Below are 23,169 nucleotides of genomic sequence, written 5' to 3' on the forward strand. Positions count from 1 at the left end.
AAGGCCGGGGGGCACCGCCCGGGGTATGGCTAGTTGCCAGCGCGACGGTATTCGGCGAGCAGCTCCTGCAGGCGGTCGAAGAGTTGCGGGGTAAAGGTCCCCTCCTGGCGCAGCTCGCGGGCGAGGTTGGCAGCAACATTCCGCCAGTGCTCGACCGCAGCCGGCTCGGGGGTGACGAAAGCAACCCCCTGCTGGCGCATGGCGGCGGCCGCGGCAGCATCGTCAAGGCGATTCTGGTGATCGAGATTCTGGTAGATCCGTCCCATGACCTCCCGCACCACCGCCTGGTCGGCAGCGTTGAGCCGCTTGAAGGCACGTCCGTCGATGGCGAGCAGGGCTGTCAGGTAGGAAAGGGGTGTATCGGTCACGTACTTGATCCGGGTGTACCACTGGAAGGCAACCGCCGCAATCGGCGAAGCGGGAATGATATTGATCAGCCCGGCCTGCAGCCCGGTCATGACGTCGGTCAGCGGCAGGGTGACCGGGGAAAGCCCGAGGGTCTCCATGCCACGGTAGCTGATCGTATCCCCTTCCGGCACCCAGACCTTGCGGGACTTCATGTCAGTGGTGGAGCGCACCGGCACATCGGCCATGAGCAGGGCGAACCCCCCTTCGGCAAAACCGAAGCTGATGAAGCCGGCGCTTTCAAGGCCCTGCAATAGGAGGGGATCGAGGCGGCTGCGAACGTAATCGACCTCGGCCAGGGAGCGAAATTGCAGCGGCAGGCTGTAGAGTCCGAGGTCGGGATAGACATCGGCAAGGCCGCCGGCAGTGAAGGCGCCGCCGTGCAGTTGGCCGACGCGGATCTTGCGCAGCACGCTCTTGTCGTTCCCCATCACGCCGCCGGCGTAGAACTTGAAATTGACCCGGCCACCGGTGCACTCTCGAATCTCGTCGGCTCCCTGGCGCATCGCGCGCATCCAGACCGATCCGTCCGGAGCGACGGTGGCAATCTTCAAATCAAGGGCCGACGCCGGGGCGGCGCCCAGCAGCGACAACAACACTCCAGAAAGGAGCAGCAGTCTAGCGATCATCGGAAAAACTTCTCCAGGGCAGGAAAAAGGAACGTTCCTTCAGACAGGCCACATCGTTACTCAGAAATACTGGTCCGCCGACGCCAAAAGCTCCCGCGCCTGGCGCTGGGCGAGGGTGTTGGTCAGGGTCAGGCCGGGGCTGCGCGGATCGGCGGCGAGCACTTCCTGCAGCAGCCGGTCGTGCAGTTCCCGGTCGTAAACCAGCCGCGCGTAGCTGCGCGCCAGTTCCAGCTTGACGCCCAGGTCACGGCCGGCAGAAAGTTCGATTGCCCGCTCAAAATGCTTCCGGGCCAGCTCCGGCTGGCCGCCGAGGGCGGGTGGGCGCAGGGTCAGCAGGATGCCGAGCAGGGTATGGGCCGAGCCGCCGCGATACCCTTCGTCGAGCATCAGGATGCGCCCCAGTGCCGCCTCGACCTTGGGCAGATCGGCGATCGCCCCCCAATCGTCACTGTTGGCCTTGATCCAGGCGAGCCAGCCGACGGTCATCGCGTAGAGGGCCGGCACCTGGTCGGCATCGTCGAGCCGTTCCAGGCCGGCGGCAAATTCCGGGTAGGGACGCTCCGCGAGGGCGCAGAGGTCCTTCTTCTCGGCACAGAGGGCACGCGCACCGTACTCTCGGGCGCGCCCGGCGAGCCGCTGGCGGCGGCCGTTATCCTCGACAAAGGTCGTGGCATAGAGGGTGTAGAGCTGGGCGCCGGCACTCAGACGCCCGACATTTTCCGGGGCGGCCTCGATCAGGGTGTCGATCAGCACCAGGTAGGCGGGAGCGCCGTCGCGCACCGTCTCCGGATCGGGCTGGTCAAGAAGCGCCCGGGAAAGGTTCCCGGGCAGGTTGCCGAAGCCACAACCGGCGAGGAGGAGCGCCAGACCGGCGAGCAGCTTGCGCAACGGCCGCAGCGACGGCCTCATTCCAGAACTCTTCACCACACCCTCAGTAAAAAAACCCCGCCCAGAGGACGGGGCTTTAAAGGCGCCCCCAGAGGGGGCGTTGCCGGTGACCCCCAAAGAGGGTCACCGGAGCGTTGTTCCCACGTCCACAACAATTAGAATTTGAGTTGCTGTTGTTCCACTTTCTTCTCATGCTGCTCTTGATACCGCACGTAGCGCCTGATCATCTCGGCATCCAGGCCTACCGTGTCAACGCAGTAGCCGGGCGCCCAAAAATGATTGCCCCAGTAGCGTTTCTTCCGCAACTTGGGATGGTTCTTTAAAATACGTATCGCTGATCGGCCCTTCAGGCGCCCCATCAACTCCGAAATGGACACCTTGGGCGGCACCATGATGATCAGGTGAATATGGTCTTTCTGGACATTCAGCTCGACGACCTCGCAGTGACTCTGCTCGCTGAAGATCCGGATACACGCTCGAACTTCTTGCGCCAGTTCACCTTCCAATATCCGGAAGCGATACTTGGGCACCCAGACGATGTGATACTGGCAGTGCCAGATCGCATGTGTTAATTTTCGAAAACGGCTCATGGCTTTCCTTTCTGTTCAGGTCGTTGCGGGAACAACGCCTGAATATGGATTGCCATGAGCCCTTTTGGCAAAGCCAAAGGACTCTGACCCCGTCCAGAGGACGGGGGTTTCTACTTCACACTAAACGACAAAGACCATTCCCAGGATGCCGAAACTTTTGACCGATCCGTCTGCGCTGGTCAGCGAACAGAGAAGCAGGTTGTGATAATCGAAGGAACTCGCGTAGAGATGGCCGAGACCAATCTTGCCGAGGACCTTGTTTTCGCTGCGGAACGCTTCCTGGATCTTCTGCTGGTGACGGGCCCGGGTCGGGTTGGCGAGCAGGCAGAGCAGGAGGATGGCGGCAACAAGGGCGAGTTGGGTAAGTCGTTTCATTACAGGAGCTCCAGTCGATCGATTTGTCGTGCACCCCTGACGGGGCGGCTCAACCATGGCACAAATTGTCGTTTCTGGCAACCGTCTCCACCCCGGGCGACGGCTAGTTCCAGACTCCCGGCAAGGCGGCGCCGCAATGGCGGCAGGCGCCGGCGTCGAGGGCAGAATCGACCACCCTGAAGCCGCGGCGGGCAATGACCGTCTCGCCGCAGGCCGGGCAGTGGGTATTCTCCCCTCCGGCGCCCGGGATGTTGCCGGCATAGACGAACTGCAGTCCCGCCTCGTGCCCATGGCGCCGCGCCCGTTGCAGCGTGGCCATCGGCGTCGGCGGCGCGTCGGTCAGGCGGTAGGTCGGATAGAAACCGGTAACATGCCAGGGGACCTCCACCCCCAGCTCCCCGGCAATGAAGCGGGCAATCCCGGCCAGGTCGCTATCGCTGTCGTTGTGGCCGGGGATGACCAGGGTGGTGATCTCCAGCCAGATCCCGAGGCGCCGGTAGGTGTGCAGGGTCTCCAGCACCCCCTGCAGGTTGGCGCCGGTCACTTCCCGGTAGAAACGGTCCGAGAACCCCTTGAGGTCGATATTCACCCCGTCGAGGTAGGGGGCGACGACCGCCAATGCCTCGGGGGTGGTGTAGCCGTTGCTGATGAAGACGTTCTTGAGACCGGCCGCCCGGGCCAGCACGGCGGTGTCACAGGCATATTCGAGGTAGATGGTCGGCTCGGTGTAGGTGTAGGCAATACTCTGGCACCCCGCGGCCAGGGCGCGGCGGACGATCTCCGCCGGCGCCAGGTCATGTCCAGGTATTTCGGGGTGATGGTGGGGCCATTGGGAGATCTCATGGTTCTGGCAGTGCAGGCAGCGGAAATTGCAGCCGACCGTGGCAATCGAGAAGCTCTCGCTCCCTGGCAGCAGGTGGTAAAGAGGCTTCTTTTCGATCGGGTCGATATTCTCGGCAATACTCCGCCCGTAGACCAGGCTGTAAAGGGTACCGTCCCGATTCTCGCGTACCGCGCAGATGCCGCGCCCGCCGCTGGCGATCAGGCAGCGAAAATGACAGAGCCAGCAACGGACTTTGCCACCCTCGGCACTCTCCCAGAAACGTGCTTCCTGCATGGCAACTCCTTTCCGGTTCGAAGGACAGGAGGAATCATTATAACAGCAGGCGGCAGATTTCTCCGCAACCACCCCGCTCCGGCTAGAACATGAACCGGCGCATGCTCACCGAGAGGAGCATGCCGGTGCCGATCATTGTCGTTACCATACTGGTGCCACCGTAGGAGAAGAGCGGCAGGGGGACGCCTACCACCGGCAACAGCCCGATGACCATGCCGAGGTTGACGACAATATGCCAGAAGAGCATCGCCACCACCCCTACCGCGAGAAACATTCCGAAACGATCCGCCGCGCGCCGGGCGATGTAGATCCCCCAGATGATGATGAAGAGGTAGAGGGCAAGCAGGAGCAGGGAACCGGAGAAGCCCCACTCCTCGGCAAAGACCGAGAAGGCGAAATCGGTATGCCGCTCGGGCAGAAAGGAGAGCTGGGACTGGGTTCCCTGCATGTATCCCTTGCCGAAAAAACCGCCGCTGCCGACGGCGATTTTCGACTGGATGATATGGTAGCCGGAACCGAGGGGATCCCGCTCCGGGTTCAGGAAAGTGCGGATACGCTCCTTCTGGTAGTCGTGCAGCAGAAACCAGCCGCCGACCAGACTCAGGCTGCCGAGAAAGCCGAGGACCAGCACGGCCGAGCGCCGGATGCCGGCAAAGAGGGCCATGGTTCCGCCGATGAAGATGATCAGCATCGCCGTCCCGAGGTCGGGCTGTTTCAGGATCAGCAGTACCGGCAGCCCGAGCAGGGCAAAGGGGATCACCAACTCCCGCAGCGTATAGCCGAGAAAGTGCCCCTTGTCGGCAAAGAAGCGGGCGAGGGTCAGGATGATGACCAGTTTCATGATCTCGGAGGGCTGCAGGTTGAAGAAGCCAAAACTGATCCAGCGCGTCGCGCCCATTGAGGTCTTCCCGACCAGCAGAGTCAGCAGGAGCAGGACCAGGTTGATGCCGTAAAGGAGGAAGCTGTAGTGTTCGAGGTGACGATAGTCGAAGGAACTGACCCCCAACGCGATTATCAGACCGATGAGAAGCCAGTAGATCTGCTTGAGATAGACCGGGGTGGCACTGCCGCCGAGAGAGGCGGCGGCGCTGTAGAGGTTGAGGATGCCGATACTGGTCACCAGGCAGACCAGCAGCAGCAGAATCCAGTCAAAATGGGTCAGCAGGCGGCGGTCGAACATCACGTCAGTCTCCGCTGAAGGGAACCGGAATGACCGGGTCCGGGGCATCGATGCCGAAATAGCTCTTGAAGATCGCCTTTGCCACCGGCGCCGCGGCGCTGCCACCATGGCTGCCGTGCTCGACCACCACCGCCACCGCAATCTGCGGATTCTCGGCCGGTGCGTAGGCAACAAAGAGCGCATGATCGCGAAACCGGTAGGCGACCTCCTGGCGCTCCACTTCCCGCCCTTCCTTCATCCGCACGACCTGGGCGGTGCCGGTCTTGCCGGCGACGCGGACCTGGTCGAGATGACTTGCCCACCCGGTCCCTCCGGCGTCGTTGACCACCGCCTCCATGCCACGCTGCACCGCGCGCAGGTCGGCCGGGCTGATGTCGGCGACACCGATCACTTCCGGCTCCGTCGCGCTCAGCACCTGGCCGTCAAGGTCGGTGATCTCCTTGACGACATGGGGACAATAGAGGGTGCCGCCGTTGGCTATGGTGGCCGTCATGACCGCCAGTTGCAGGGGGGTTGCCGTCACGTATCCCTGGCCGATGGCGGCAATCACCGTTTCCCCATCGTACCAGCGGGAACCGTAGCGGCTGCGCTTCCATTGGCGATCGGGGATCAGACCGGGTTTTTCGCCACCGGGAGGATACCCGAGAACCTGGCCGAGCCCGAGTTCGCGGGCGGTTTCAGCGATGGAGTCGATGCCGACTTCGAGGGCCGCCTGATAAAACCAGACATCGCAACTTTCCCGCAACGCCTTTTTCAGATCGGTGTGGCCATGCCCCTCCTTCTTCCAGCAACGGAACTCGCGGTTGCCGACGGCGAGGCTGCCGGTGCAATCAAAGGAAGTTCCCGGCGTTATCAACCCGGCCCGCAGCGCCGCCAGCGCCGTCACCATCTTGAAGGTCGAGCCGGGCGGGTATTGCCCCTTGAGGGCCTTGTCCTGCAACGGATGGCGCGGATTCTTCAGCAGAGCCACCCATTCCTTGCCGGAGATGCCGCGGGCGAACTGGGCCGGATTGAAGGAGGGTCGACTGGTTATCGCCAGGATCTCCCCGTTGCGGGGATCGATCGCCACCGCCGCACCCGCCTGGTCACCGAAGGCCTCTTCCGCCGCCTGCTGCACCTTGCGCTGCAGGGTCAAAAAGACCTTGTGCCCGGGACGGGATTCCTGGGTTTTGAGGATGCGCAACTCCTTCCCCTTGACATCGACCTCGATCAGCCGCTTCCCCTCTTCGCCGCGCAGGTCGCTCTCCAGCGTCTGTTCGAGTCCGCCGCGGCCGATGAAATCCCCCGCCCGGTATTCAGCAAAGCGTTCCTCCCCCAGTTCCCCCTCAGTGATCTCGCCGAGGTAGCCAAAGAGGTGGGCGGCCATCTCCTGGTAGGGGTAGGATCGCAGGGGCCGGACCTCGATGAGAACACCGGGAAGATCGATGGAGTTTTCCTGGATTCGCTCGACGACGTCGCGGCTGACGTCCTCGGCGACCGGAAAGGGGCGGTAAGGGGGGAAGCGGCGCCCTTCGTCCCAGCGGGCGGCAAGCGCTTCCCGGGGCACCCCGAGATAATCGGAGAGGCGGGTGAGCAGCTCTTCCTTCTCGTCGACCTCCTGGCGCAGCACCGAAACGGTAAAGGCCGGCCGGTTGGCGATCAGCAATTCGCCGTCACGGTCGTAGATCGGGCCGCGCGGGGCGGCAATCGGCAGGTAGCGGATGCGGTTGCGCTCGGAGAGCGCCAGATAACGGTCGGCACTGATGACCTGCAGATACCAGAGGCGCAGCCCCAGAAGAAGGAAGACCGCCATGGCAAGGAGCGAAACAACCAGAAAGCGGCGCCGCAGACCGGGATGCTCGGTCCAGCCGGAGTCAAGACTCATAGCGGCTATCCAGTCGCTGCAGCCCGGGGATGCCACGCCGCGGCAGGAGCCGACGCTGCAGACCGGTGACGAGCTTGAGCAGCAGCCAGGCGAAGCAAAGGTTCAACAGCATCTGCAGGCTGAGGCGGGGAAGGATGACCACCCAGAGCTGGTCGATGTCAGCAAGAAAGCCGAGACCGATAATGACGGCCCCCTCGAGCAGAGTCCCGCAACCGACCATGAAAAGCAGGAGCAGGGAATTCTCGGCATTGAACCGGCCGACCGCACCGCGCACGGTGAGAAAGACGGCCAGCAGCGCCATACCGTAGAGCCCGAGACTCGACCCGGCAAAGACATCGAGGAAGCAGCCAAGGAGGTAGGCGAGGAAACTGCCGCGCAAATAATCTTCGTTGAGACCGAGATAGACGATCAGGATCAGCAGCAGGTCGGGGGCAAACCCGAGGGGGATCATGCGCGGCAACAGGCCGGCCTGCAACAGGATGAAGAGATAGCCGAGGAGAAAATAGGCGCTGACCCGGGTCATTTCTGCACCTCGGTAAGGAGCACCAGGACCTCCTCCAGGCGGCTGAAATCGACCGCCGGAGCGACCTGCACCGACTGGAACAGCCCGTATTCCTCCCGCGTCACGGCGGCGACGCTGCCAAGCACCAGCCCCTTGGGGAAGACTCCGCCGGTGCCGGAGGTGACAATGCGGTCGCCGACGGCGATCTCCTCGCGGCGCAGGGCGAAGTCGAGAACCAGCTGGTCCCCCTGGCCGCGGCAGACGCCGCGGGCGCGGCTCTCCTGGACCAGCGCGGCCACGGCCGAGGAAGCATCGGTGATCAGCAGCACGCGCGCCTGGTGGGGGGTAACGCGGATGATCCGGCCGACGGCACCCTCGGCAACAACCACCGGCATTCCTTCCCGCAACCCTTCGCGACTCCCTTTGTCGATCGCCACGGTACGGAACCAGCTCGAAGCATCTTCGGAGATCACCTGGGCCGGCAGGGTCGGCAGCGCCAGAGTCTCCTTGAATTCGAGGAGCCGGCGCAGACGCTCATTGGCGAGCCGGACTTCCTGCATGCGATCGAGTTCACCACGCAACTGGCGGGTCTCGGCAAGGAGCCGCTGGTTTTCCTGGCGGGCGCCAACCAGCCAGACATAGTCTTCCCACCAGCCGGAGACGCCACCGGTCATGGTGGCGAGGAGGTGGTGCAGAGGGAGGGTCAACTGGAGGATGGAGCGCTCGAACAGGGTGGTATGTTCACGGTTGCGAAGATTGGCTGAATAGAGGAGGAGCGCGACCAGCAGCAGGAACGCTGCCATCAGCGGGATCCGGAATTTTCGCAGCAGTTCCAGCATCGGGGATATTTCCGCTGGCGGCGGCACGAAAAAGGGGGGCCGCGGGCCCCCGGGTTACGGCCACAGCAGCGGCCGTAGCAATGAAACTGCGACCTGTCGGCCGCAGCCGGATCAGGAGGAGATGGTTACCCGCTTGAGCAGGTCGAGTTCATCCAGCACCTTGCCGGAACCGATGGCAACGCAGGAGAGCGGGTCTTCGGCAATCACGACCGGCAGGCCGGTCTCTTCGCGCAGCAGCAGGTCGAGGTTGCGCAGCAGGGCGCCGCCACCGGCGAGCACGATCCCCTTGTCGACGATGTCGGCCGCCAGTTCCGGGGGGGTCCGCTCCAGGGCGATGCGTACCGCCTCGACAATGGCGTTGACCGGCTCGGAGAGGGCTTCGCGAATTTCGGTACTGTCGATGGTCAGGGTCTTGGGGATGCCGCTGACGAGGTCGCGCCCCTTGACATCCATGGTGCGTTCCTCGCCATCGGGGTAGGCGCTGCCGATCTCGATCTTGATCTGCTCGGCGGTGCGCTCACCGATCAGCAGATTGTACTTGCGTTTCATGTACTGCACCAGCGCCTCGTCGAGTTTGTCGCCACCAACGCGGACGCTCTTGGCGTAGACAATGCCGGCCAGGGAGATCACCGCCACCTCGGTGGTGCCGCCGCCGATGTCGACGATCATGTTCCCCGAGGCCTCGGTGATCGGCAGCCCGGCGCCGATCGCCGCCGCCATCGGCTCCTCGATCAGGTAGACTTCGCGGGCACCGGCCGACTCGGCCGACTCCTTGACGGCGCGCTTCTCGACCTGGGTAATTCCCGACGGCACGCAGATGACGATACGCGGCCGGACCAGGTTCTTGCGATTGTGCACCTTCTGAATGAAGTAACGCAGCATCTCCTCGGTGATGTCGAAGTCGGCGATGACGCCGTCTTTCATCGGCCGGATGGCGACGATGCTCCCCGGGGTCCGGCCGAGCATCTTCTTGGCCTCCTTGCCGACCGCAAGGACCTTGCGCTGCCCCATGGCATCCTTCTGTACCGCAACCACCGACGGCTCGCTGACGACAATCCCTTTTCCCTTGAGATAGACCAAGGTATTGGCGGTTCCCAGGTCGATGGCCAGATCGTTGCTGAACATCCCCCAGATCGCGTTGAACAGATTAAACATCGGCGGTGGTCTCCTTTTGCCCGAGGGGCCTGGTTGGCTCCCGTCAGTGGCCGCTCACCCTATCAAAAAGTCTCCCGGTTTTCAAGGGATAAAAGGAAAAAGCTGTTGCATTTAAAACCTTGATTGTCTAACATGCGGCACTGTTTCCCGCACCTTAACCCCCCCCCGCAAAAGGAGCAAAAATCCCGATGCTTGACCTGATTCGCAAGAAGCAGAAAACGACGATCATCAAATTCGTCTTCTGGGCGATTATCGCCACCTTTGTCGGTACGATCTTCCTGGTTTGGGGCAAGGGCTCCGACCGCAGCAGCGGTGGCGACCCCAACCTCGCGGTGCAGGTCAACGGTGATCCGATCTCCTATGCGCAGTACCAGAACGTCTATCGCAACCTCTACCAGCTCTACCAGAGCATCTATCGCGAACAGTTTACCCCGACGCTGGAGAAACAGCTCCGCCTTCCGCAACAGGCCTACGACCAGGTGGTCGACCAGACCCTGCTGCTGCAGGAAGCCGACCATCGCGGCATCAAGGTGAGCAAGGACGAACTGGTCAAAAGCATTGCCGAAATCCCCGCCTTCCAGGAAAACGGCCAGTTCACCAAGGAGCGCTACCTCCAGGTCCTCAATTACCAGCGCCTCACCCCGGACGAGTTCGAGGGGATGCAGCGCAACCAGCTCCTCGGCGAAAAGGTGCGGGCCCAGCTGCAGGAAGGAGTTGCGGTCAGCGACGAGGAAATCACCGCCGACTACCGCAAGCAGAACGAGAAGGTCAACCTCGCCTTCGTGCGTCTCGCCCCGGCCCTCTTCGAGAGCCGCATCAAGGTCGACGACAAGGAGTTGCAGACCTATTTCGCCGAACATCGCGAAGAATTCCGCCTTCCCGAGGCAATCTCCTTGAGTTACCTGCGGTTCGTGCCGTCCCGTTACGCCAAGGATGTCGTCTTCGAAGAGGGCGACCTGGAAAAATACTATCGGCGCCACCTTGACCGCTTTGAAATTCAGGAGCAGGTCAAGGCCGCCCATATTCTGATCAAGGTCGATCAGAACAGTTCCCCGGAGCAGAAAACAGCCCGCCGCAAGCTGGCCGAGAAGGTCCTGGACGAGGCCAAGGCGGGCAAGGACTTTGCCGACCTCGCCCGTCGCTACTCGGATGATCCCGGCAGCGCCACCAAGGGGGGCGACCTCGGCTATTTCCCCCGCGGCGCCATGGTCAAGCCCTTCGAGCAGGCCGCCTTCAGCCTCAAGCCGGGCGAGCTCAGCGGCATTGTCGAATCGTCCTTCGGGTTCCACATCATCAAGTGCGAAGGTTACATCGAGGCCGGCATCAAGCCGCTGGCCGAGGTGACCGACGCCGTCAAGGAAGGTCTGCGCAGCGAGAAAGCGAGCCAGCTCGCCCTCGAAAAGGCGCTCGATGCCTACAACATCAACCGCAAGGGCGGGACGATCGAGGCGGCCGCCAAGGCGAGCGATCTCGAGGTGCAGACGACCGGTCTCTTCAGCCGCGACGAGGCCATCGACGGCCTCGGCAACGTCCCGGAAATCGCCGCCCAGGCCTTTGCCCTCGTCCCGGGCGAACTCGCCCGGCCGGTCGCCCTCGCCGACGGTGTGATTCTCTACAGTATCAAGGAGCGCCGCGAAAGCCGCCTCCCCGAACTCGCCGAAGTCCGCGAGCGGGTCATCAACGCCTACCGCCAGGCCCGCGCCGGCGACCTCGCCAGGCAAACGGCCGACGCTCTGCTCGCCGCTCTCAAGGAGGGGAAATCCCTCGCCACCCTGGCGAAAAAGGAGAACCTCAAGATCGAGGAGACCGGTTCTTTCGCCCGCGCCTACGGCGACTTCGTGCCGCGCCTCGGCAGCAATCCCGAGATTGCCGCTGCCGCCTTCCAGCTGACCACGGCGGAACCGGTGGCGCCGGTCGTCTACGACCTCGACGGCCAATTCGTGGTGGTGACCCTCAAGAGCCGCGAGGAAGCGGACATGGACGCCCTCGACGCGACCAAGCGTGACGAAATCCGCGAAACCCTGCTGACCCGCAAGCGCAACGACGCCGTCACCGCCCGCCTCAAGGAGTTGCGGGAGAAAGCGGAGATCGTTATCGCACCTGCCCTCCAGTCTGAACTCGAAGGGAAATAACCGCCATGACCCAGATCGTGATGGAGACCGCTTTTCCCGATCTCAACCTTGTCAACCGTGGCAAGGTCCGGGATATTTATGACCTCGGCGAACACCTGCTGATCGTTACCTCGGACCGGATCAGCGCCTTCGACGTCATCATGGACCAGGGGATTCCCAACAAGGGGATCGTCCTGACCCAGATCTCCCGCTTCTGGTTCGAGCAGATGACCGATATCATTCCCAACCACATCGTGGCCATGGATGTCGACGACTTTCCGGCCGCCACCCACAAATACCGGGATCAGCTCGAAGGCCGCAGCATGCTGGTGAAAAAGGCCAAGCCGCTGCCGGTCGAATGCATCGTCCGTGGCTATGTCTCCGGTTCCGGCTGGAAGGACTACCAGAAGAGCGGCGCCATCTCCGGCATCCAGCTCCCCGCCGGGCTCCTCGAGAGCGCCCAGCTGCCGGAACCGATCTTCACCCCCTCGACCAAGGCCGAGCTCGGCGAGCATGACGAGACGATTTCCTTTGCCGAGACGGTCGCCCTCTGCGGCGAGGAACTCGCGACCCAGGTCCGCGACACCACCCTCGCCATCTACAACCGGGCCCGGCAACTGGCCGATGCCAAGGGGATCATCATTGCCGACACCAAGTTCGAATTCGGCATCTTCGACGGCAAGCTGCTCTGGATCGACGAGGCGCTGACTCCCGACTCTTCCCGCTTCTGGCCCAAAGACCGCTACCGCCCCGGTGGACCGCAGCCCTCTTTTGACAAGCAGTTCCTGCGCGACTACCTGGAGACCCTCGACTGGGGGAAAAAGGCGCCGCCGCCGCCGCTGCCGGCGGAGATCGTGCGCAAGACCGGCGAAAAGTACATGGAAGCCCTGACCCGGCTGACCGGCATCACTCTTTAAGTGACTATCCGACAGGCCGGAGCGCGCGCTCCGGCCTGTCGCTTTCACCCGGCCCGGTATCGCCATGAAACTGTCATCCCGCCTGCTCCTCCTTTTCTGCCTCCCCCTCCTCGCCGCCTGTCTTGCCGGAGCGCCCCCGCCCGACCCGGCAGCGGCGCTTCGGCATGCCGAGCGCGGCCAGGGGCTGATCGCCGCCAAGGACTACCGCGGGGCCGCCGCCGAGTTCGCCCGGGCCCAGGATCTTGCTCCGGACGAGGCAGGTTACGCGCTGACCCATGCCGACCTGCGTGAAGGCCTCGGCGAGGTTGACGCCGCCCGGGCCGCCTACCGGCAAGGCCTTGCCACCATCGCCAGTGACGATCCGCTGCGGCCGACGCTGACCTGGCGCCTCGCCCTCCTCGAACTCTTTCACCGCAACGCCCCCGGGGCTGCCGCCAGGCTCGGCAAGGGCCTTGCCGGCGACTCCTTTGAAGCGATCGACCTCGACGGGGCGCTGCGCCTGGGCCGGGGCGATACGGCCGGAGCGATCCAGCGCTTCCGCCAGGCTGAACCGCTCGCCGCCGACCCGGCGCAGGCCGCCTTCGCCCTCTACCACGCCTCCCTCGGCTACTGGCGCCAGGTTGACGACAGGGAGACCTTCCGCACCCTGCTGGAGGCGATCACCCAGGCGAGTGCGCGCGGCCTGATCCGGGATATCGAAGCCCACTTCAAGGTCATCAGCCCGCAACAGTAATCCTGCTCCAAGCGAATGCGGAGTCTCCATGCTGAATCGCCTCTTCCAGCTCGACCACCACGGCACCAGCGTCCGCACCGAACTGGTTGCCGGCCTCACTACCTTCCTCACCGGCGCCTACATCATCTTCGTCAACCCGGCGATCCTGGCACAGGCGGGGATGGACAAGGGCGCCCTGACCACCGTCACCTGCCTGGTGGCGGGGCTGGCAACCCTGCTCGTCGCCCTCTGGGCCAACGCGCCGCTGATGATGGCGCCGGGAATGGGGCTCAACGCCTTCTTCACCTACAGCCTGGTGCTCGGCCGGGGTGTCCCCTGGGAGACGGCGCTGGGGGTGGTCTTCCTCTCCGGCATCTTCTTCCTGGTGCTGACCTGGCTCGGCGTCCGCGAACGGATCGTCCGCGCCATCCCGATCTCCCTGCGCCTCGCCGCCTCGGTCGGCATCGGCCTCTTCATCGCCTTTATCGGGCTGCAGAACCTCGGCCTGGTGGTGCACAACGACGCGGTGCTGGTGCAGCTCGGTCGTTTTACGCCGCAGGCGCTGCTCGGCGTCCTCGGCCTGCTGCTCGCCGTGCTGCTGGAGATTCGCAAGGTGCGCGGCGCGATCCTGCTGGCGATCCTCGCCACCACGGTGGCCGGCATGGTCACCGGGCTCACCCCCTTTCCGACCGGCCTGGTCGCCGTACCGCCGTCGATCGCCCCCGTCGCGCTCCATCTCGACATTCTCAGCGCCCTGCAGATCTCCCTCTGGGCGAGCATCTTCTCCTTAATGTTCGTCGACCTCTTCGACAGCCTCGGCAGCCTGATCGCCGTCTGCCGTGAGGCCGGCATGACCGACAAGGATGGCAATATTCCCGGCCTGCCGCGGATGCTGACCGCCGACGCCATCGCCACCGTCGGCGGCGCCCTGCTCGGAACCAGCACCACCACCACCTACATCGAGTCGGCGAGCGGCGTCGCCGACGGCGGCCGCACCGGCCTGACCGGTGTCGCGACCGCCCTGCTCTTCCTCCTCGCCGCCCTCTTCACGCCGCTGATCGGCGCCGTTCCCGCCTTTGCCACGGCGCCGGCGCTGCTCATCGTCGGCATCTTCATGATGCGCGGCATCGGCCAGATCGATTTCTACAATTTCGAGGAAGGAGCCCCGGCGTTTCTGACCTTCATCCTCATGCCACTGACCTACTCCATCACCACCGGTCTCGCCTTCGGCTTTCTCGCCCATGTCCTGCTCAAGCTCTTTCTTGGCAAGATCAGGGAGTGTGATCCCTTCCTCATCGGCGCCGCCCTCTTCTCCCTGGTCAGCCTGGTTCTCTGAGCCCGCCGAGCGTGGATTCGGCGGCGATCCGGGAGATCGGATTTTTGTATAAAAAGCAGTTGACACCGGCTGTGGCTCTTTGTTATAAAGTGGCTCCGTCACAACGGGGCTATAGCTCAGCTGGGAGAGCGCTTGAATGGCATTCAAGAGGCCGGCGGTTCGATCCCGCCTAGCTCCACCAAATAAAGAGAAGGGGTCAGCGACCAGCTGACCCCTTCTTCGTTTTCTTCCCCGGCTCCACCCCACGGCGCACGCCACCAGCCCCCACAAACTCACCAAATCCCTATTTCAACCGGTCGGCGAAGAGCTTCTCCAGTTTCTGCAGCTTGGGAGAAATGACCATCCGGCAGTAGGGCTGAAAGGAGTTGATCCGGTAGTAATCCTGGTGATAGCCCTCGGCCGGATAAAAGGCCTCGAGCGGCACGATCTCGGTGACGATCGGGTCGGGCCAGAGGCCGCTGGCCTGCGCCGCGTCCCGGGAGGCCTCGGCAACCCGGCGCTGCTCCTCGTCGCGATAGAGGATGATCGAGCGATACTGGCTGCCGATATCGCCGCCCTGGCGGTTGCGGGTGGTCGGATCATGGACGCGCCAGAAGACCTCGAGCAGCTCGGCGAGGGAAATTAGCGCCGGATCGAAGTGGACCTGCACCACCTCGGCATGACCGGTGCTGCCGCTGCAGACCTCCTCGTAGTCGGGATTTTCCCGGGTTCCCCCGGCGTAGCCTGAGACCACCTGCACCACTCCCTGGAGCCGGCCGAAGACTGCCTCGATGCACCAGAAGCAGCCGCCACCCAAGGTCACCGAATCAAGTCCTGCACTCATGACTGCCTCCTCTCTTCTTCCTGAATGAGATTGTAGCAGAGATGGGAAATCGGCGGACGGCCCGGGGTTAAGGCCTGCCGAGGAGCCGCACCAACTCCTCCGGTATGCCCGTATCAAAAGAGAGCAGCCGCCCGTTGCCGGGGTGGGTGAAGGTGAGGGAGCGGGCATGCAGGGCGAGGCGCGGCGCCGAGTCGGCCCCGTACTTGCGATCACCGACCAGCGGATGTCCCAGCTCGGCGAAGTGGACGCGGATCTGGTGCTTGCGGCCGGTCAACAAGTGGATGTCGAGCAGGCTGCAGCCCCTACCCTGCTGCAGCACGCGGTAGGCGGTGTGAGCGAGCTTACCCTGACCGGGCTCGGTGGTCGAGTAGACCCGCTGCGCCCGGTTCTCGGCAAGGCAGCTGGAAATCGTCCCGGCCGCGGGGCTGACTGCGCCGTGCACGACGGCGACATAGTGCTTTTCCGTCGTCTCCCAATCTTGCTGCAAAAAGGTCTTCACCGCTTCGCTCCTGGCGAAGAGAAGAAGTCCGGAGGTCTCCTGGTCGAGGCGGTGGACGACGAAGACGCGGTGGCGCGACTTCGGATCCCCCTTGCGAACATAGTCGTTGAGCAGGTAGTGAGCGGTCCGCCGCTTCTCCCGTTCGCTGCCTATGGTGAGCAGCCCGGCCGGCTTCACCACCACGAGGATATCCCGGTCCTCGTAGAGGATCTCCATCCCTCCCGGCCGACGCAGTTTCGGCGGTTTTTTCCCCTGGGTTTGCTCTGCCATCTCCGGTCACCTCTTCTGTCCTGCCTTTGGCGCTGCTCAGAAATCCGTCTCCCTCTGCCCTCTGCCCTCTGGCCGACGCGGCAGATCGCCCGAGCGATGCGATTGACGGGGTCGCGCCGGGAAAGAGCGGGGGGTGCTGGTCGTTGAGTCAATTGCGGGAGGCGCGCTCCCTGTTCTGCAGGGTACCCGGAAAGCAGAAAAGGGAACAGGCAAATCTCAAGGCAAGAGCGTCTCTCACCCGCTCCTTTCCGTCGCTTGAGGTCACGAAGGCCACGGAGGAAAGCTTTGGTGGAAGATTTTTTACCTCTGTGACCTCCGTGGTCTCTAGTGAGCAAAGCGAACGGGTGAGAGATGCCTTTTGCCTCGGCCACGGCATGGGAGGAATTATCCAACACCGGCGATTTAAAACCAGAAACCGGTTGCCCCCGATGAGCCATCGGTGGTATAAGAACACCCTCTCCTGAACCACAGGGATCGCCCTGTGGTTTTTGTTTTGTCCAGACCGAAAGAAGAAGCGTCATGATCAGCGCCCACAACGTCGCCCTTGCCTACGGCAAGCGCATCATCTTCAAAGATGTCAATATCAAGTTCATCCCCGGCAACTGCTACGGCCTGATCGGCGCCAACGGTGCCGGCAAGTCGACCTTCCTCAAGATCCTCGCCGGCGAATCGGAGCCCGACAAGGGGGAGATCACCACCGGCCCCGGCGAGCGCATCGCCATGCTGCGCCAGGACCACTTCGCCTTCGACGAGGAGACCGTCTTCAACACTGTGATGATGGGGCACCAGGAGCTCTACCGGGTGATGGCCGAGCGCGAGGCGATCTACAGCAAGGGGGAATTCAGCGAGGAGGACGGCGTCCGCTCCGGCGAACTGGAAGCCGAGTTTGCCGAGATGAACGGCTACGAGGCCGAATCGGAGGCGGCGGTGCTGCTCAACGGGCTCGGCATCCCCGAGGCGCTGCGCCACAAGAAGATGAAAGAGCTCGAAGGGGGCGAAAAAGTGCGGGTGCTGCTCGCCCAGGCCCTCTTCGGCAGCCCGGACATTCTCCTGCTCGACGAACCGACCAACCATCTCGACCTGAAATCGATCGGCTGGCTCGAAGATTTTCTCGCCCGCTTCCAGAACACGGTCATCGTCGTCTCCCATGACCGTCACTTCCTCAACCAGGTCTGCACCCACGTCGCCGACATCGACTTTGGCAAGATCACCGTCTACGTCGGCAACTACGACTTCTGGTACGAAGCGAGCCAGCTCACCCTGAAGCAGAAACAGGAAGAGAACCGCAAGACCGCCGACAAGGCCAACGAACTGAAGGAGTTCATCCAGCGCTTCTCCTCCAACGCCTCCAAGGCGAAGCAGGCGACCTCGCGCAAGAAGCTGCTCGAAAAACTGACCCTTGAGGAGATGCCGGTCTCCTCGCGCAAGTACCCTTTTGTCGTCTTCAAGGCGGAGCGCCCCTGCGGCGACATCATTCTCGAGATCAAGGACCTCACCAAGAGCATCGACGGCGTCAGGGTCCTCGACAACTTCAGCCTTACCGTCAACAAGGGGGACAAGATCGCCTTCGTCGGCGGCGGGCCGCTGACCAAGACAACCCTGTTCCAGATCCTCGCCGGCGAGCTCGAGCCGGACAGTGGCAGCTTCCGCTTCGGCGTCACCATCACCAGCGCCTGTTTTCCCAAGGAGAACGGCCGTTTCTTCGAGAACGACCTGACCCTGATCGACTGGCTGCGCCAGTTCGCGCCGGGCGAAGGGGAGAGCTTCGCCCGCGGCTTTTTGGGGCGCATGCTCTTCTCCGGCGACGAGGCGACCAAGAAATCGAACGTCCTCTCCGGCGGCGAGAAGGTGCGCTGCATGCTCGCCCGGATGATGCTCACCGGAGCCAACCTGCTGATCTTCGACGAGCCGACCAACCACCTCGACCTTGAGTCGATCACCGCCCTCAACAACGGGCTGATCGCCTTCCCGGAGGTGATCCTCTTTGCCAGCCACGACCACAAGTTCCTCTCCACCGTCGCCAACCGCATCGTCGAGTTCACGCCGCGCGGCTACATCGACCGCAGCATGACTTTTGACGAATACCTGGAGAGCAACGAGGTGGCGAAGGTGCGGGAGGAATATTTCCAGGGGGAGGCAGCGCTGACCCTTTAATCACGCCGGCCCAGGCCGAATCGATGTTACACGAAGAGAGCGGCGCCTCAGAAGGGGTGCCGCTCTCTTCATGTAAGCTCCCTGGTTGGCTAGCGGCAGTAAAGCTCGACGACCTGCTGCTCGTTGACCTTTGCAGCGAGCTCCTCGCACTTCTGCAACTGGCCACCATGCTGCCCGGGCGGGGCGCCGCGGCGTTCAAGAAAGCGATCGGTCGAGGATGGTTTAGCAGGGCAACTTCGGTTCCCTCTTTCCAGAGCCGGCAGCCAAGGGAAACCTACCCCGCCTTCTCCAGCAGCACGGTGCTGAACTCGGGGAGCATGCGGTTCCTGATCACCCGGCAACCGAGCCGCCGGTAGCACTGGCGCACATCGAAATTGTATTCCCAGAGGATTCCGGAGAGGAGGAGCAGGGCGCCGGGCCGGGCCGCGGCCACCAGCTGCGAGGCGACCTGCAGCAGGATGTCGCCATAGATGTTGGCCAGCACCAGGTCGAAGCCGGTCTCGGTCAGTCGCTCCAGGGTCCCCTGGCAATGCTGCACGCGGCGAGCAACCTTGTTGTGGGCGCAGTTGCGGCGGCAGCTGGCCACCGCATCTGCCTCGATATCGACGCACCAGGCCGCACCGCCGCCGAGGAGGAGGGCGGCGATGGCGAGGATACCGGTGCCGCTGCCGAGGTCGAGAATCCGTTCGCTGTCGGAGAATCGCAAACCTTCCAGCGCCTCCAGGCAGCTGACGGTGGTTTCGTGTTCCCCCGAACCGAAGGCGCCGCGATCCATTACCAGGTTGATGCGACCGTCATCCGCCGGCGGGGTGCCCGGCGGGCAGATGCGGAAGCGCTCGCCGATCAGGAAGGGAGGGTAGGTCCCGGGCATGCTCAGCTCACTTGCCGCGCTTCTTGAACGGCGGCTTTTTGCCGCCGGGCCGGTCCCCACCCGGCTTGACGTAAGGGCGCCTGCCGGATGCCTGTTCCGACCGCGCCGCGGCGGGGCCGGCATCGACACTGAGCTTTAACTGCTGGCCGCAGACCCAGACCCCCTGCAGCAGGCGGATGACCTGCGGCGGCAGGTCGGCGGGCAGATCGACCAGGCTGAAGTCGTGGAAGAGCCGGATGGCGCCGATGTCGGCGCTGCTGAGCTGGGCCTCGTTGGTGATGGCGCCGACGATGTGGCGCGGCTCGACACCGTGGCTGCGGCCGACCTCGATGCGGTAGCGCTGCGACGGACCGCCGCGGGGGGCGACCCGCTCCCCGCGGGGCGCCGGCGCCCGAGAAAATTCCCGATCCTCGATGGCTGGCGGGTCGGCAGGCCCCTCATGCTGCAGCGGCTTCTCCTTCTGCACCAGGTAGGCCAGGGCGGCAGCGATGCGGCGGAAGCCGACGTCATACTCGTCCTGATAGCCGTCGATCAGCTCTTCGAAGAACTCGAGATCCTGGCTTTCGAGCGCCTCGGCGATCTGCTCCTTGAACAGGCCGATACGCCGATCGGTGATGTCCTGGCGACTCGGCAGGCTCATCGGCTTGATCGGCTGGCGGGTCGCCTGCTCGATGGCGTAGAGCATGCGCCGCTCGCGCGGGGCGACAAAGAGGATCGCCTTCCCTTCCCGGCCGGCGCGGCCGGTGCGGCCGATGCGGTGGACGTAGGCCTCGGTGTCGTAGGGAATGTCGTAGTTGACGACATGGCTGATGCGTTTGACGTCGAGGCCGCGGGCGGCGACGTCGGTGGCGATGACGATATCGAGGGCGCCGTTCTTGAGGCGCTCGATGGTCTTCTCCCGCAAGGCCTGGGTCATGTCGCCATTCAGGGGGGCGCAGGAAAAGCCGCGCGCCTCGAGCTTTTCCGCCAGTTCCACGGTCTCGATCCTGGTGCGGGCGAAGATCAGCATGGCGTCGAATTCCTCGGCCTCGAGGATGCGGGTCAGGGCATCGAGCTTGTGCAGCCCCTTGACCTGCCAGTACCACTGGGAGATCGTCTCGACGGTCGAGGTCTTGCTCTTGATGCGGATCTCGACCGGGTCCTTCATGTGCCGCCGGGCGACCTGCAGCACCTCTTTCGGCATGGTCGCCGAAAAGAGGGCGGTCTGTTTCGCGGCCGGGGTGTGCTTGAGGATCTCCTCGACATCGTCGATGAAACCCATCTTCAGCATCTCGTCGGCCTCGTCGATGACGACACAGGCGAGACGGTCGAGCTGCAGGGTGCCGCGGCGCAGGTGGTCCTGGATCCGCCCCGGGGTGCCGACCACCGCCTGCACGCCCCGCTGCAGCTGGCGCAACTGGGCGAGCATGTTCTGGCCGCCGTAGACCGGCAGCACCTGGAATCCGTCGAGATGGCGGGCGTAGGTCTGCATCGCCTCGGCGACCTGCAGTGCGAGCTCGCGGGTCGGGGTGAGAACCAGGATCTGCGGGTAGCGCAGCTTCGGGTCGAGGCGGGAGAGGAGCGGCAGGGAGAAGGCGGCGGTCTTGCCGGTGCCGGTCTGCGCCTGGCCGAGGAGGTCGCGCCCCGCCAGCAGCGGCGGAATGCTCTGCGCCTGGATCGGCGAGGGGACTTCGTAACCGACTTCGTCGATGACCTTGAAGATAGCGGGTGCGAGGTTCAGTTCGGCAAAGGTGATGGTCTTCTCTTCAGACATGGGAAACCTAAGGGGGAAGTGCTCGTCGGGTGGTGAAGGGAGGGATCGAGCAGAGGGATAAGTCCTTGTCGGCGCAAAGCTTCTCCTTCCCCTTGTGGAAAGGAATCCGGCAGGCCGCACCTTAACCCATCCCGAAGAGAAGCGCCAACAATTTTCCAAGGGGGAAATGGAAAGAATCCTGCCAAAGCAGGCAAGGAGCCTTCACAACCTGCGGAGGAAGACCCACAGCCACGGCAGCAACGCCGCCAGGGTTCAGTTGCAAACTAGCCGCGACAAACTTCCCGCCGATGCCCGACACTGAGAGCCAGGACGACGAGCTGTTCATCGCGAACCTCGCAGAGGATGCGATAGCCACCGACCCGGCAACGCCAGAGACCGGCCAACTCACCGGGACGAGACCGGCTCAGGCCCCGAAGGTCCCGGTCCAGAGCCCCTTGAAGAAATGACGGGCATTGCTGCCGAGAACGCGGCTGTCGTACCCCCCTTCCTGGATTACCACCGTCGGCAGGCCGAGGGCGGCGAGCATGCGGCCGTTTTCGACGAAGTCCGGCCCTTTCAGGCTCCAGGTCCCGGTCGGGTCGCCATTGGCGGTGTCGAGGCCAAGGGCAATCACCAGGAACTCCGGCTTGAAGCGCTGGATGCGCCGGATCGCCCTGCTGAGCGCCACCCGGTAACCGGCACCGTCGAGATGTTCGGGGAGCGGCAGGTTGAGGTTGTAGCCGAGACCGTGGTCGACACCGGTCTCATCCTCGAAGCCATTGAAATAGGGATAGGCGAAGCGCGGATGGCCGTGGATGGAGACCGTCAGGACGTCGCGGCGGGAATAGAAAATATCCTGGGTACCGTTGCCATGATGGTAGTCGATGTCGAGGATTGCCACCTTGCCGTATTCGCACAACTCCTCGGCGGCGAGGGCGGCGTTGTTGAAATAGCAGAAGCCGCCGAAGGCGCGCCGCTCCGCATGATGCCCGGGCGGCCGCACCAGGGCATAGGCGAGGCGTTGCCCTTCGAGAACCCAGCGCGCCGCGGTCAGGGCGCAGTCGGCGGCGCGTTTGGCGGCAAGAAAGGCGTTGTGGGTCAGCGGTGTGAAGGTATCGATGCAGTAGTAGCCGGCCTTGACCGCCATCTCCTTGGGCGGCCTGGCGGCGTTGCGCACCGGGAAGACATAGGGGTAGAGCGCCTTGTTGGCCGGCAGGCCGGCACACATCGTCTTCAGGTAATCGACGAAATCGGGGGCATGGATGCGCTTGAGGTGGCGTTCGGCAAAGCGCCGCACCGGGACGCGATAGAAAAGCCCGGTCGGTTCGATTTCGCGCAGGATCGAACGGATGCGCACCGGCGACTCGACGTAGCCGCGCTCACGGATGTGGTGAATGTCATGCTGATCGTTGACCACCAGGGCGATCTGGCGGTCGACAGGGTGGCGATCGAGGGGCACCGGACGCGCCACCTCCTTCTTGAGATAACGGAAGGGGCGCAAGCGCACCGGGTCGTCCTGGAAGGAGTTGACCACCATGTCGATGTAGGACTGGGGACAGAGATCGGCATATTTGCGCTCGAGGATGGCACGAACGATCTTGCGCGCCCGCGCCGCCGGCAACTCCACCCCCTGGCCGAGGTCATCGAAGACCAGGAAGGGGGGATTGTCGTCCCCCGCCTTGACCGGTGTCTCGTAGGCGGTCCCGGCGATCGGCCGGACACCGTACTGCTCGTAGAACTTCAGCCGCGCCCGGTTCTGGGCGAGAATCTGCGGGTCGCGGCAGAGCGCCGGATCGTCGGGGAGACACTCCATGAAGATGCCGACCACCCCCAGCCCGCGCGCCTCGGCCCGTAGTCGTTCGTAGAGGGCGCCGCCGATGCCACGCCCGGTCATCTTTTCCGCCGCCGAGATGTACTCGAGGTAGCAGAATTTCAGGTCGGGGGCATGCAGCAGCAGGGCGAATCCCTTGACCCCCTCCCCCTTGTCGTCCTCGGCCACCGAAAGGATCGACCGAAAGCGGTATTTCAGCGGGTTGGTCAACTGCTCCGGAAGTTTCCTGATGTCCTTTTTATCAAGGGCGGGGAACTGGTCGCGGAGAATCTGCTGGACCTGGGCGATCGCCTGGCGGTTGACCGGCAGGACCGTGTCGTAGATGCGGCGGATGCGGAACATCGGGGGCCTCGGCAGGGGGGAACGATT

21 protein-coding genes and 1 tRNA gene are annotated in these 23,169 nt (G+C 63.7%); 6 read left to right on the top strand and 16 right to left on the bottom strand.

Annotated features, from left to right (window positions below; genetic code table 11):
• Positions 1-29: 29 nt before the first annotated feature.
• The 10 genes from DBW_RS12650 to DBW_RS12695 form a co-directional block, all read right to left on the bottom strand.
• On the bottom strand, positions 30-1,034 hold the full coding sequence (locus DBW_RS12650; RefSeq protein WP_066727866.1) for a TRAP transporter substrate-binding protein: 1,005 nt from the start codon (positions 1,032-1,034) through the stop codon (positions 30-32).
• A gap of 60 nt (positions 1,035-1,094) precedes the next feature.
• Positions 1,095-1,943 (bottom strand): TRAP transporter TatT component family protein, encoded by an 849-nt coding sequence (locus tag DBW_RS12655; RefSeq protein ID WP_066727867.1) that lies wholly within the window; start codon positions 1,941-1,943, stop codon positions 1,095-1,097.
• Between the two features lie 134 nt (positions 1,944-2,077).
• Positions 2,078-2,512 carry an IS200/IS605 family transposase gene (gene tnpA, locus DBW_RS12660; protein ID WP_066724805.1) on the bottom strand — a complete coding sequence of 145 codons (435 nt, stop codon included), beginning with the start codon at positions 2,510-2,512 and terminating at the stop codon, positions 2,078-2,080.
• A gap of 120 nt (positions 2,513-2,632) precedes the next feature.
• Complete coding sequence (locus DBW_RS12665; RefSeq protein WP_066727868.1) at positions 2,633-2,887, bottom strand: hypothetical protein; 255 nt, start codon at positions 2,885-2,887, stop codon at positions 2,633-2,635.
• A gap of 103 nt (positions 2,888-2,990) precedes the next feature.
• Positions 2,991-4,004, bottom strand: coding sequence for an AmmeMemoRadiSam system radical SAM enzyme (amrS, locus tag DBW_RS12670; protein ID WP_066727869.1), 1,014 nt, complete (start codon positions 4,002-4,004; stop codon positions 2,991-2,993).
• Positions 4,005-4,086: 82 nt separating this feature from the next.
• The gene (rodA, locus tag DBW_RS12675; RefSeq protein WP_066727870.1) at positions 4,087-5,184 is read right to left on the bottom strand and encodes a rod shape-determining protein RodA; all 1,098 of its coding nucleotides are present in this window, start codon (positions 5,182-5,184) and stop codon (positions 4,087-4,089) included.
• Between the two features lie 4 nt (positions 5,185-5,188).
• The gene (gene mrdA, locus DBW_RS12680) at positions 5,189-7,048 is read right to left on the bottom strand and encodes a penicillin-binding protein 2 (RefSeq protein ID WP_066727871.1); all 1,860 of its coding nucleotides are present in this window, start codon (positions 7,046-7,048) and stop codon (positions 5,189-5,191) included.
• Positions 7,038-7,571, bottom strand: coding sequence for a rod shape-determining protein MreD (mreD, locus tag DBW_RS12685; RefSeq protein ID WP_066727872.1), 534 nt, complete (start codon positions 7,569-7,571; stop codon positions 7,038-7,040). The genes mrdA and mreD overlap by 11 nt, the downstream gene beginning before the upstream one ends.
• Positions 7,568-8,389: a rod shape-determining protein MreC gene (mreC, locus tag DBW_RS12690; protein WP_066727873.1), complete on the bottom strand. Its 822-nt coding sequence runs from the start codon at positions 8,387-8,389 to the stop codon at positions 7,568-7,570. Before mreC ends, mreD begins: the two co-directional genes overlap by 4 nt.
• A gap of 111 nt (positions 8,390-8,500) precedes the next feature.
• Positions 8,501-9,544: a rod shape-determining protein gene (locus DBW_RS12695; RefSeq protein WP_066727874.1), complete on the bottom strand. Its 1,044-nt coding sequence runs from the start codon at positions 9,542-9,544 to the stop codon at positions 8,501-8,503.
• A gap of 188 nt (positions 9,545-9,732) precedes the next feature.
• Between DBW_RS12695 and DBW_RS12700 the strand changes: the two genes are divergently transcribed.
• The 5 genes from DBW_RS12700 (at position 9,733) to DBW_RS12720 (ending at position 14,801) form a co-directional block, all read left to right on the top strand.
• Positions 9,733-11,676 (top strand): SurA N-terminal domain-containing protein, encoded by a 1,944-nt coding sequence (locus tag DBW_RS12700; RefSeq protein WP_066727875.1) that lies wholly within the window; start codon positions 9,733-9,735, stop codon positions 11,674-11,676.
• Between the two features lie 5 nt (positions 11,677-11,681).
• The gene (locus DBW_RS12705) at positions 11,682-12,572 is read left to right on the top strand and encodes a phosphoribosylaminoimidazolesuccinocarboxamide synthase (RefSeq protein WP_066727876.1); all 891 of its coding nucleotides are present in this window, start codon (positions 11,682-11,684) and stop codon (positions 12,570-12,572) included.
• A 64-nt stretch (positions 12,573-12,636) separates the two neighbouring features.
• Positions 12,637-13,305 carry a hypothetical protein gene (locus tag DBW_RS12710; RefSeq protein WP_066727877.1) on the top strand — a complete coding sequence of 223 codons (669 nt, stop codon included), beginning with the start codon at positions 12,637-12,639 and terminating at the stop codon, positions 13,303-13,305.
• Positions 13,306-13,333: 28 nt separating this feature from the next.
• Positions 13,334-14,620, top strand: a complete 1,287-nt coding sequence (locus DBW_RS12715; RefSeq protein WP_066727878.1) for an NCS2 family permease — start codon at positions 13,334-13,336, stop codon at positions 14,618-14,620.
• A gap of 105 nt (positions 14,621-14,725) precedes the next feature.
• Positions 14,726-14,801: transfer RNA gene (locus tag DBW_RS12720), tRNA-Ala, on the top strand.
• Positions 14,802-14,903: 102 nt separating this feature from the next.
• Here the strand turns inward: DBW_RS12720 and msrA are convergent.
• The gene (gene msrA / locus DBW_RS12725; RefSeq protein WP_066727879.1) at positions 14,904-15,443 is read right to left on the bottom strand and encodes a peptide-methionine (S)-S-oxide reductase MsrA; all 540 of its coding nucleotides are present in this window, start codon (positions 15,441-15,443) and stop codon (positions 14,904-14,906) included.
• 67 nt (positions 15,444-15,510) lie between these two features.
• Positions 15,511-16,212, bottom strand: a complete 702-nt coding sequence (locus DBW_RS12730; protein ID WP_066727880.1) for an RluA family pseudouridine synthase — start codon at positions 16,210-16,212, stop codon at positions 15,511-15,513.
• Positions 16,213-16,731: 519 nt separating this feature from the next.
• Between DBW_RS12730 and DBW_RS12735 the strand changes: the two genes are divergently transcribed.
• A complete protein-coding gene (locus DBW_RS12735) occupies positions 16,732-18,366 on the top strand; it encodes an ABC-F family ATP-binding cassette domain-containing protein (RefSeq protein WP_066727881.1) in 1,635 nt (544 codons plus the stop codon).
• A 274-nt stretch (positions 18,367-18,640) separates the two neighbouring features.
• On the opposite strand, the gene DBW_RS12740 is transcribed toward DBW_RS12735, so the two are convergent.
• From DBW_RS12740 to DBW_RS12750, 4 genes are all read right to left on the bottom strand, one after another.
• Entirely contained in the window at positions 18,641-19,237 is a 597-nt protein-coding gene (locus DBW_RS12740) for a 50S ribosomal protein L11 methyltransferase (protein ID WP_066727882.1), read from the bottom strand.
• 7 nt (positions 19,238-19,244) lie between these two features.
• Positions 19,245-20,990 (bottom strand): DEAD/DEAH box helicase, encoded by a 1,746-nt coding sequence (locus tag DBW_RS12745; protein WP_066727883.1) that lies wholly within the window; start codon positions 20,988-20,990, stop codon positions 19,245-19,247.
• A gap of 263 nt (positions 20,991-21,253) precedes the next feature.
• A complete protein-coding gene (locus DBW_RS18210; protein WP_082820341.1) occupies positions 21,254-21,418 on the bottom strand; it encodes a type II toxin-antitoxin system RelE family toxin in 165 nt (54 codons plus the stop codon).
• A complete protein-coding gene (locus DBW_RS12750; RefSeq protein WP_066727884.1) occupies positions 21,394-23,142 on the bottom strand; it encodes a histone deacetylase family protein in 1,749 nt (582 codons plus the stop codon). The genes DBW_RS18210 and DBW_RS12750 overlap by 25 nt, the downstream gene beginning before the upstream one ends.
• Between the last annotated feature and the right edge of the window lie 27 nt (positions 23,143-23,169).

This window comes from Desulfuromonas sp. DDH964 (genome assembly GCF_001611275.1).
In the GTDB taxonomy this organism is placed as follows: Bacteria; Desulfobacterota; Desulfuromonadia; order Desulfuromonadales; family DDH964; genus DDH964.

Bases quoted from the DNA above. Each gene is read 5' to 3' on its own strand.
- DBW_RS12650 (WP_066727866.1), bottom strand. From the start codon at position 1,034: ATGATCGCTAGACTGCTGCTCCTTTCTGGAGTGTTGTTGTCGCTGCTG.
- DBW_RS12655 (WP_066727867.1), bottom strand. From the start codon at position 1,943: ATGAGGCCGTCGCTGCGGCCGTTGCGCAAGCTGCTCGCCGGTCTGGCG.
- tnpA (WP_066724805.1), bottom strand. From the start codon at position 2,512: ATGAGCCGTTTTCGAAAATTAACACATGCGATCTGGCACTGCCAGTAT.
- DBW_RS12665 (WP_066727868.1), bottom strand. From the start codon at position 2,887: ATGAAACGACTTACCCAACTCGCCCTTGTTGCCGCCATCCTCCTGCTC.
- amrS (WP_066727869.1), bottom strand. From the start codon at position 4,004: ATGCAGGAAGCACGTTTCTGGGAGAGTGCCGAGGGTGGCAAAGTCCGT.
- rodA (WP_066727870.1), bottom strand. From the start codon at position 5,184: ATGTTCGACCGCCGCCTGCTGACCCATTTTGACTGGATTCTGCTGCTG.
- mrdA (WP_066727871.1), bottom strand. From the start codon at position 7,048: ATGAGTCTTGACTCCGGCTGGACCGAGCATCCCGGTCTGCGGCGCCGC.
- mreD (WP_066727872.1), bottom strand. From the start codon at position 7,571: ATGACCCGGGTCAGCGCCTATTTTCTCCTCGGCTATCTCTTCATCCTG.
- mreC (WP_066727873.1), bottom strand. From the start codon at position 8,389: ATGCTGGAACTGCTGCGAAAATTCCGGATCCCGCTGATGGCAGCGTTC.
- DBW_RS12695 (WP_066727874.1), bottom strand. From the start codon at position 9,544: ATGTTTAATCTGTTCAACGCGATCTGGGGGATGTTCAGCAACGATCTG.
- DBW_RS12700 (WP_066727875.1), top strand. From the start codon at position 9,733: ATGCTTGACCTGATTCGCAAGAAGCAGAAAACGACGATCATCAAATTC.
- DBW_RS12705 (WP_066727876.1), top strand. From the start codon at position 11,682: ATGACCCAGATCGTGATGGAGACCGCTTTTCCCGATCTCAACCTTGTC.
- DBW_RS12710 (WP_066727877.1), top strand. From the start codon at position 12,637: ATGAAACTGTCATCCCGCCTGCTCCTCCTTTTCTGCCTCCCCCTCCTC.
- DBW_RS12715 (WP_066727878.1), top strand. From the start codon at position 13,334: ATGCTGAATCGCCTCTTCCAGCTCGACCACCACGGCACCAGCGTCCGC.
- msrA (WP_066727879.1), bottom strand. From the start codon at position 15,443: ATGAGTGCAGGACTTGATTCGGTGACCTTGGGTGGCGGCTGCTTCTGG.
- DBW_RS12730 (WP_066727880.1), bottom strand. From the start codon at position 16,212: ATGGCAGAGCAAACCCAGGGGAAAAAACCGCCGAAACTGCGTCGGCCG.
- DBW_RS12735 (WP_066727881.1), top strand. From the start codon at position 16,732: ATGATCAGCGCCCACAACGTCGCCCTTGCCTACGGCAAGCGCATCATC.
- DBW_RS12740 (WP_066727882.1), bottom strand. From the start codon at position 19,237: ATGCCCGGGACCTACCCTCCCTTCCTGATCGGCGAGCGCTTCCGCATC.
- DBW_RS12745 (WP_066727883.1), bottom strand. From the start codon at position 20,990: ATGTCTGAAGAGAAGACCATCACCTTTGCCGAACTGAACCTCGCACCC.
- DBW_RS12750 (WP_066727884.1), bottom strand. From the start codon at position 23,142: ATGTTCCGCATCCGCCGCATCTACGACACGGTCCTGCCGGTCAACCGC.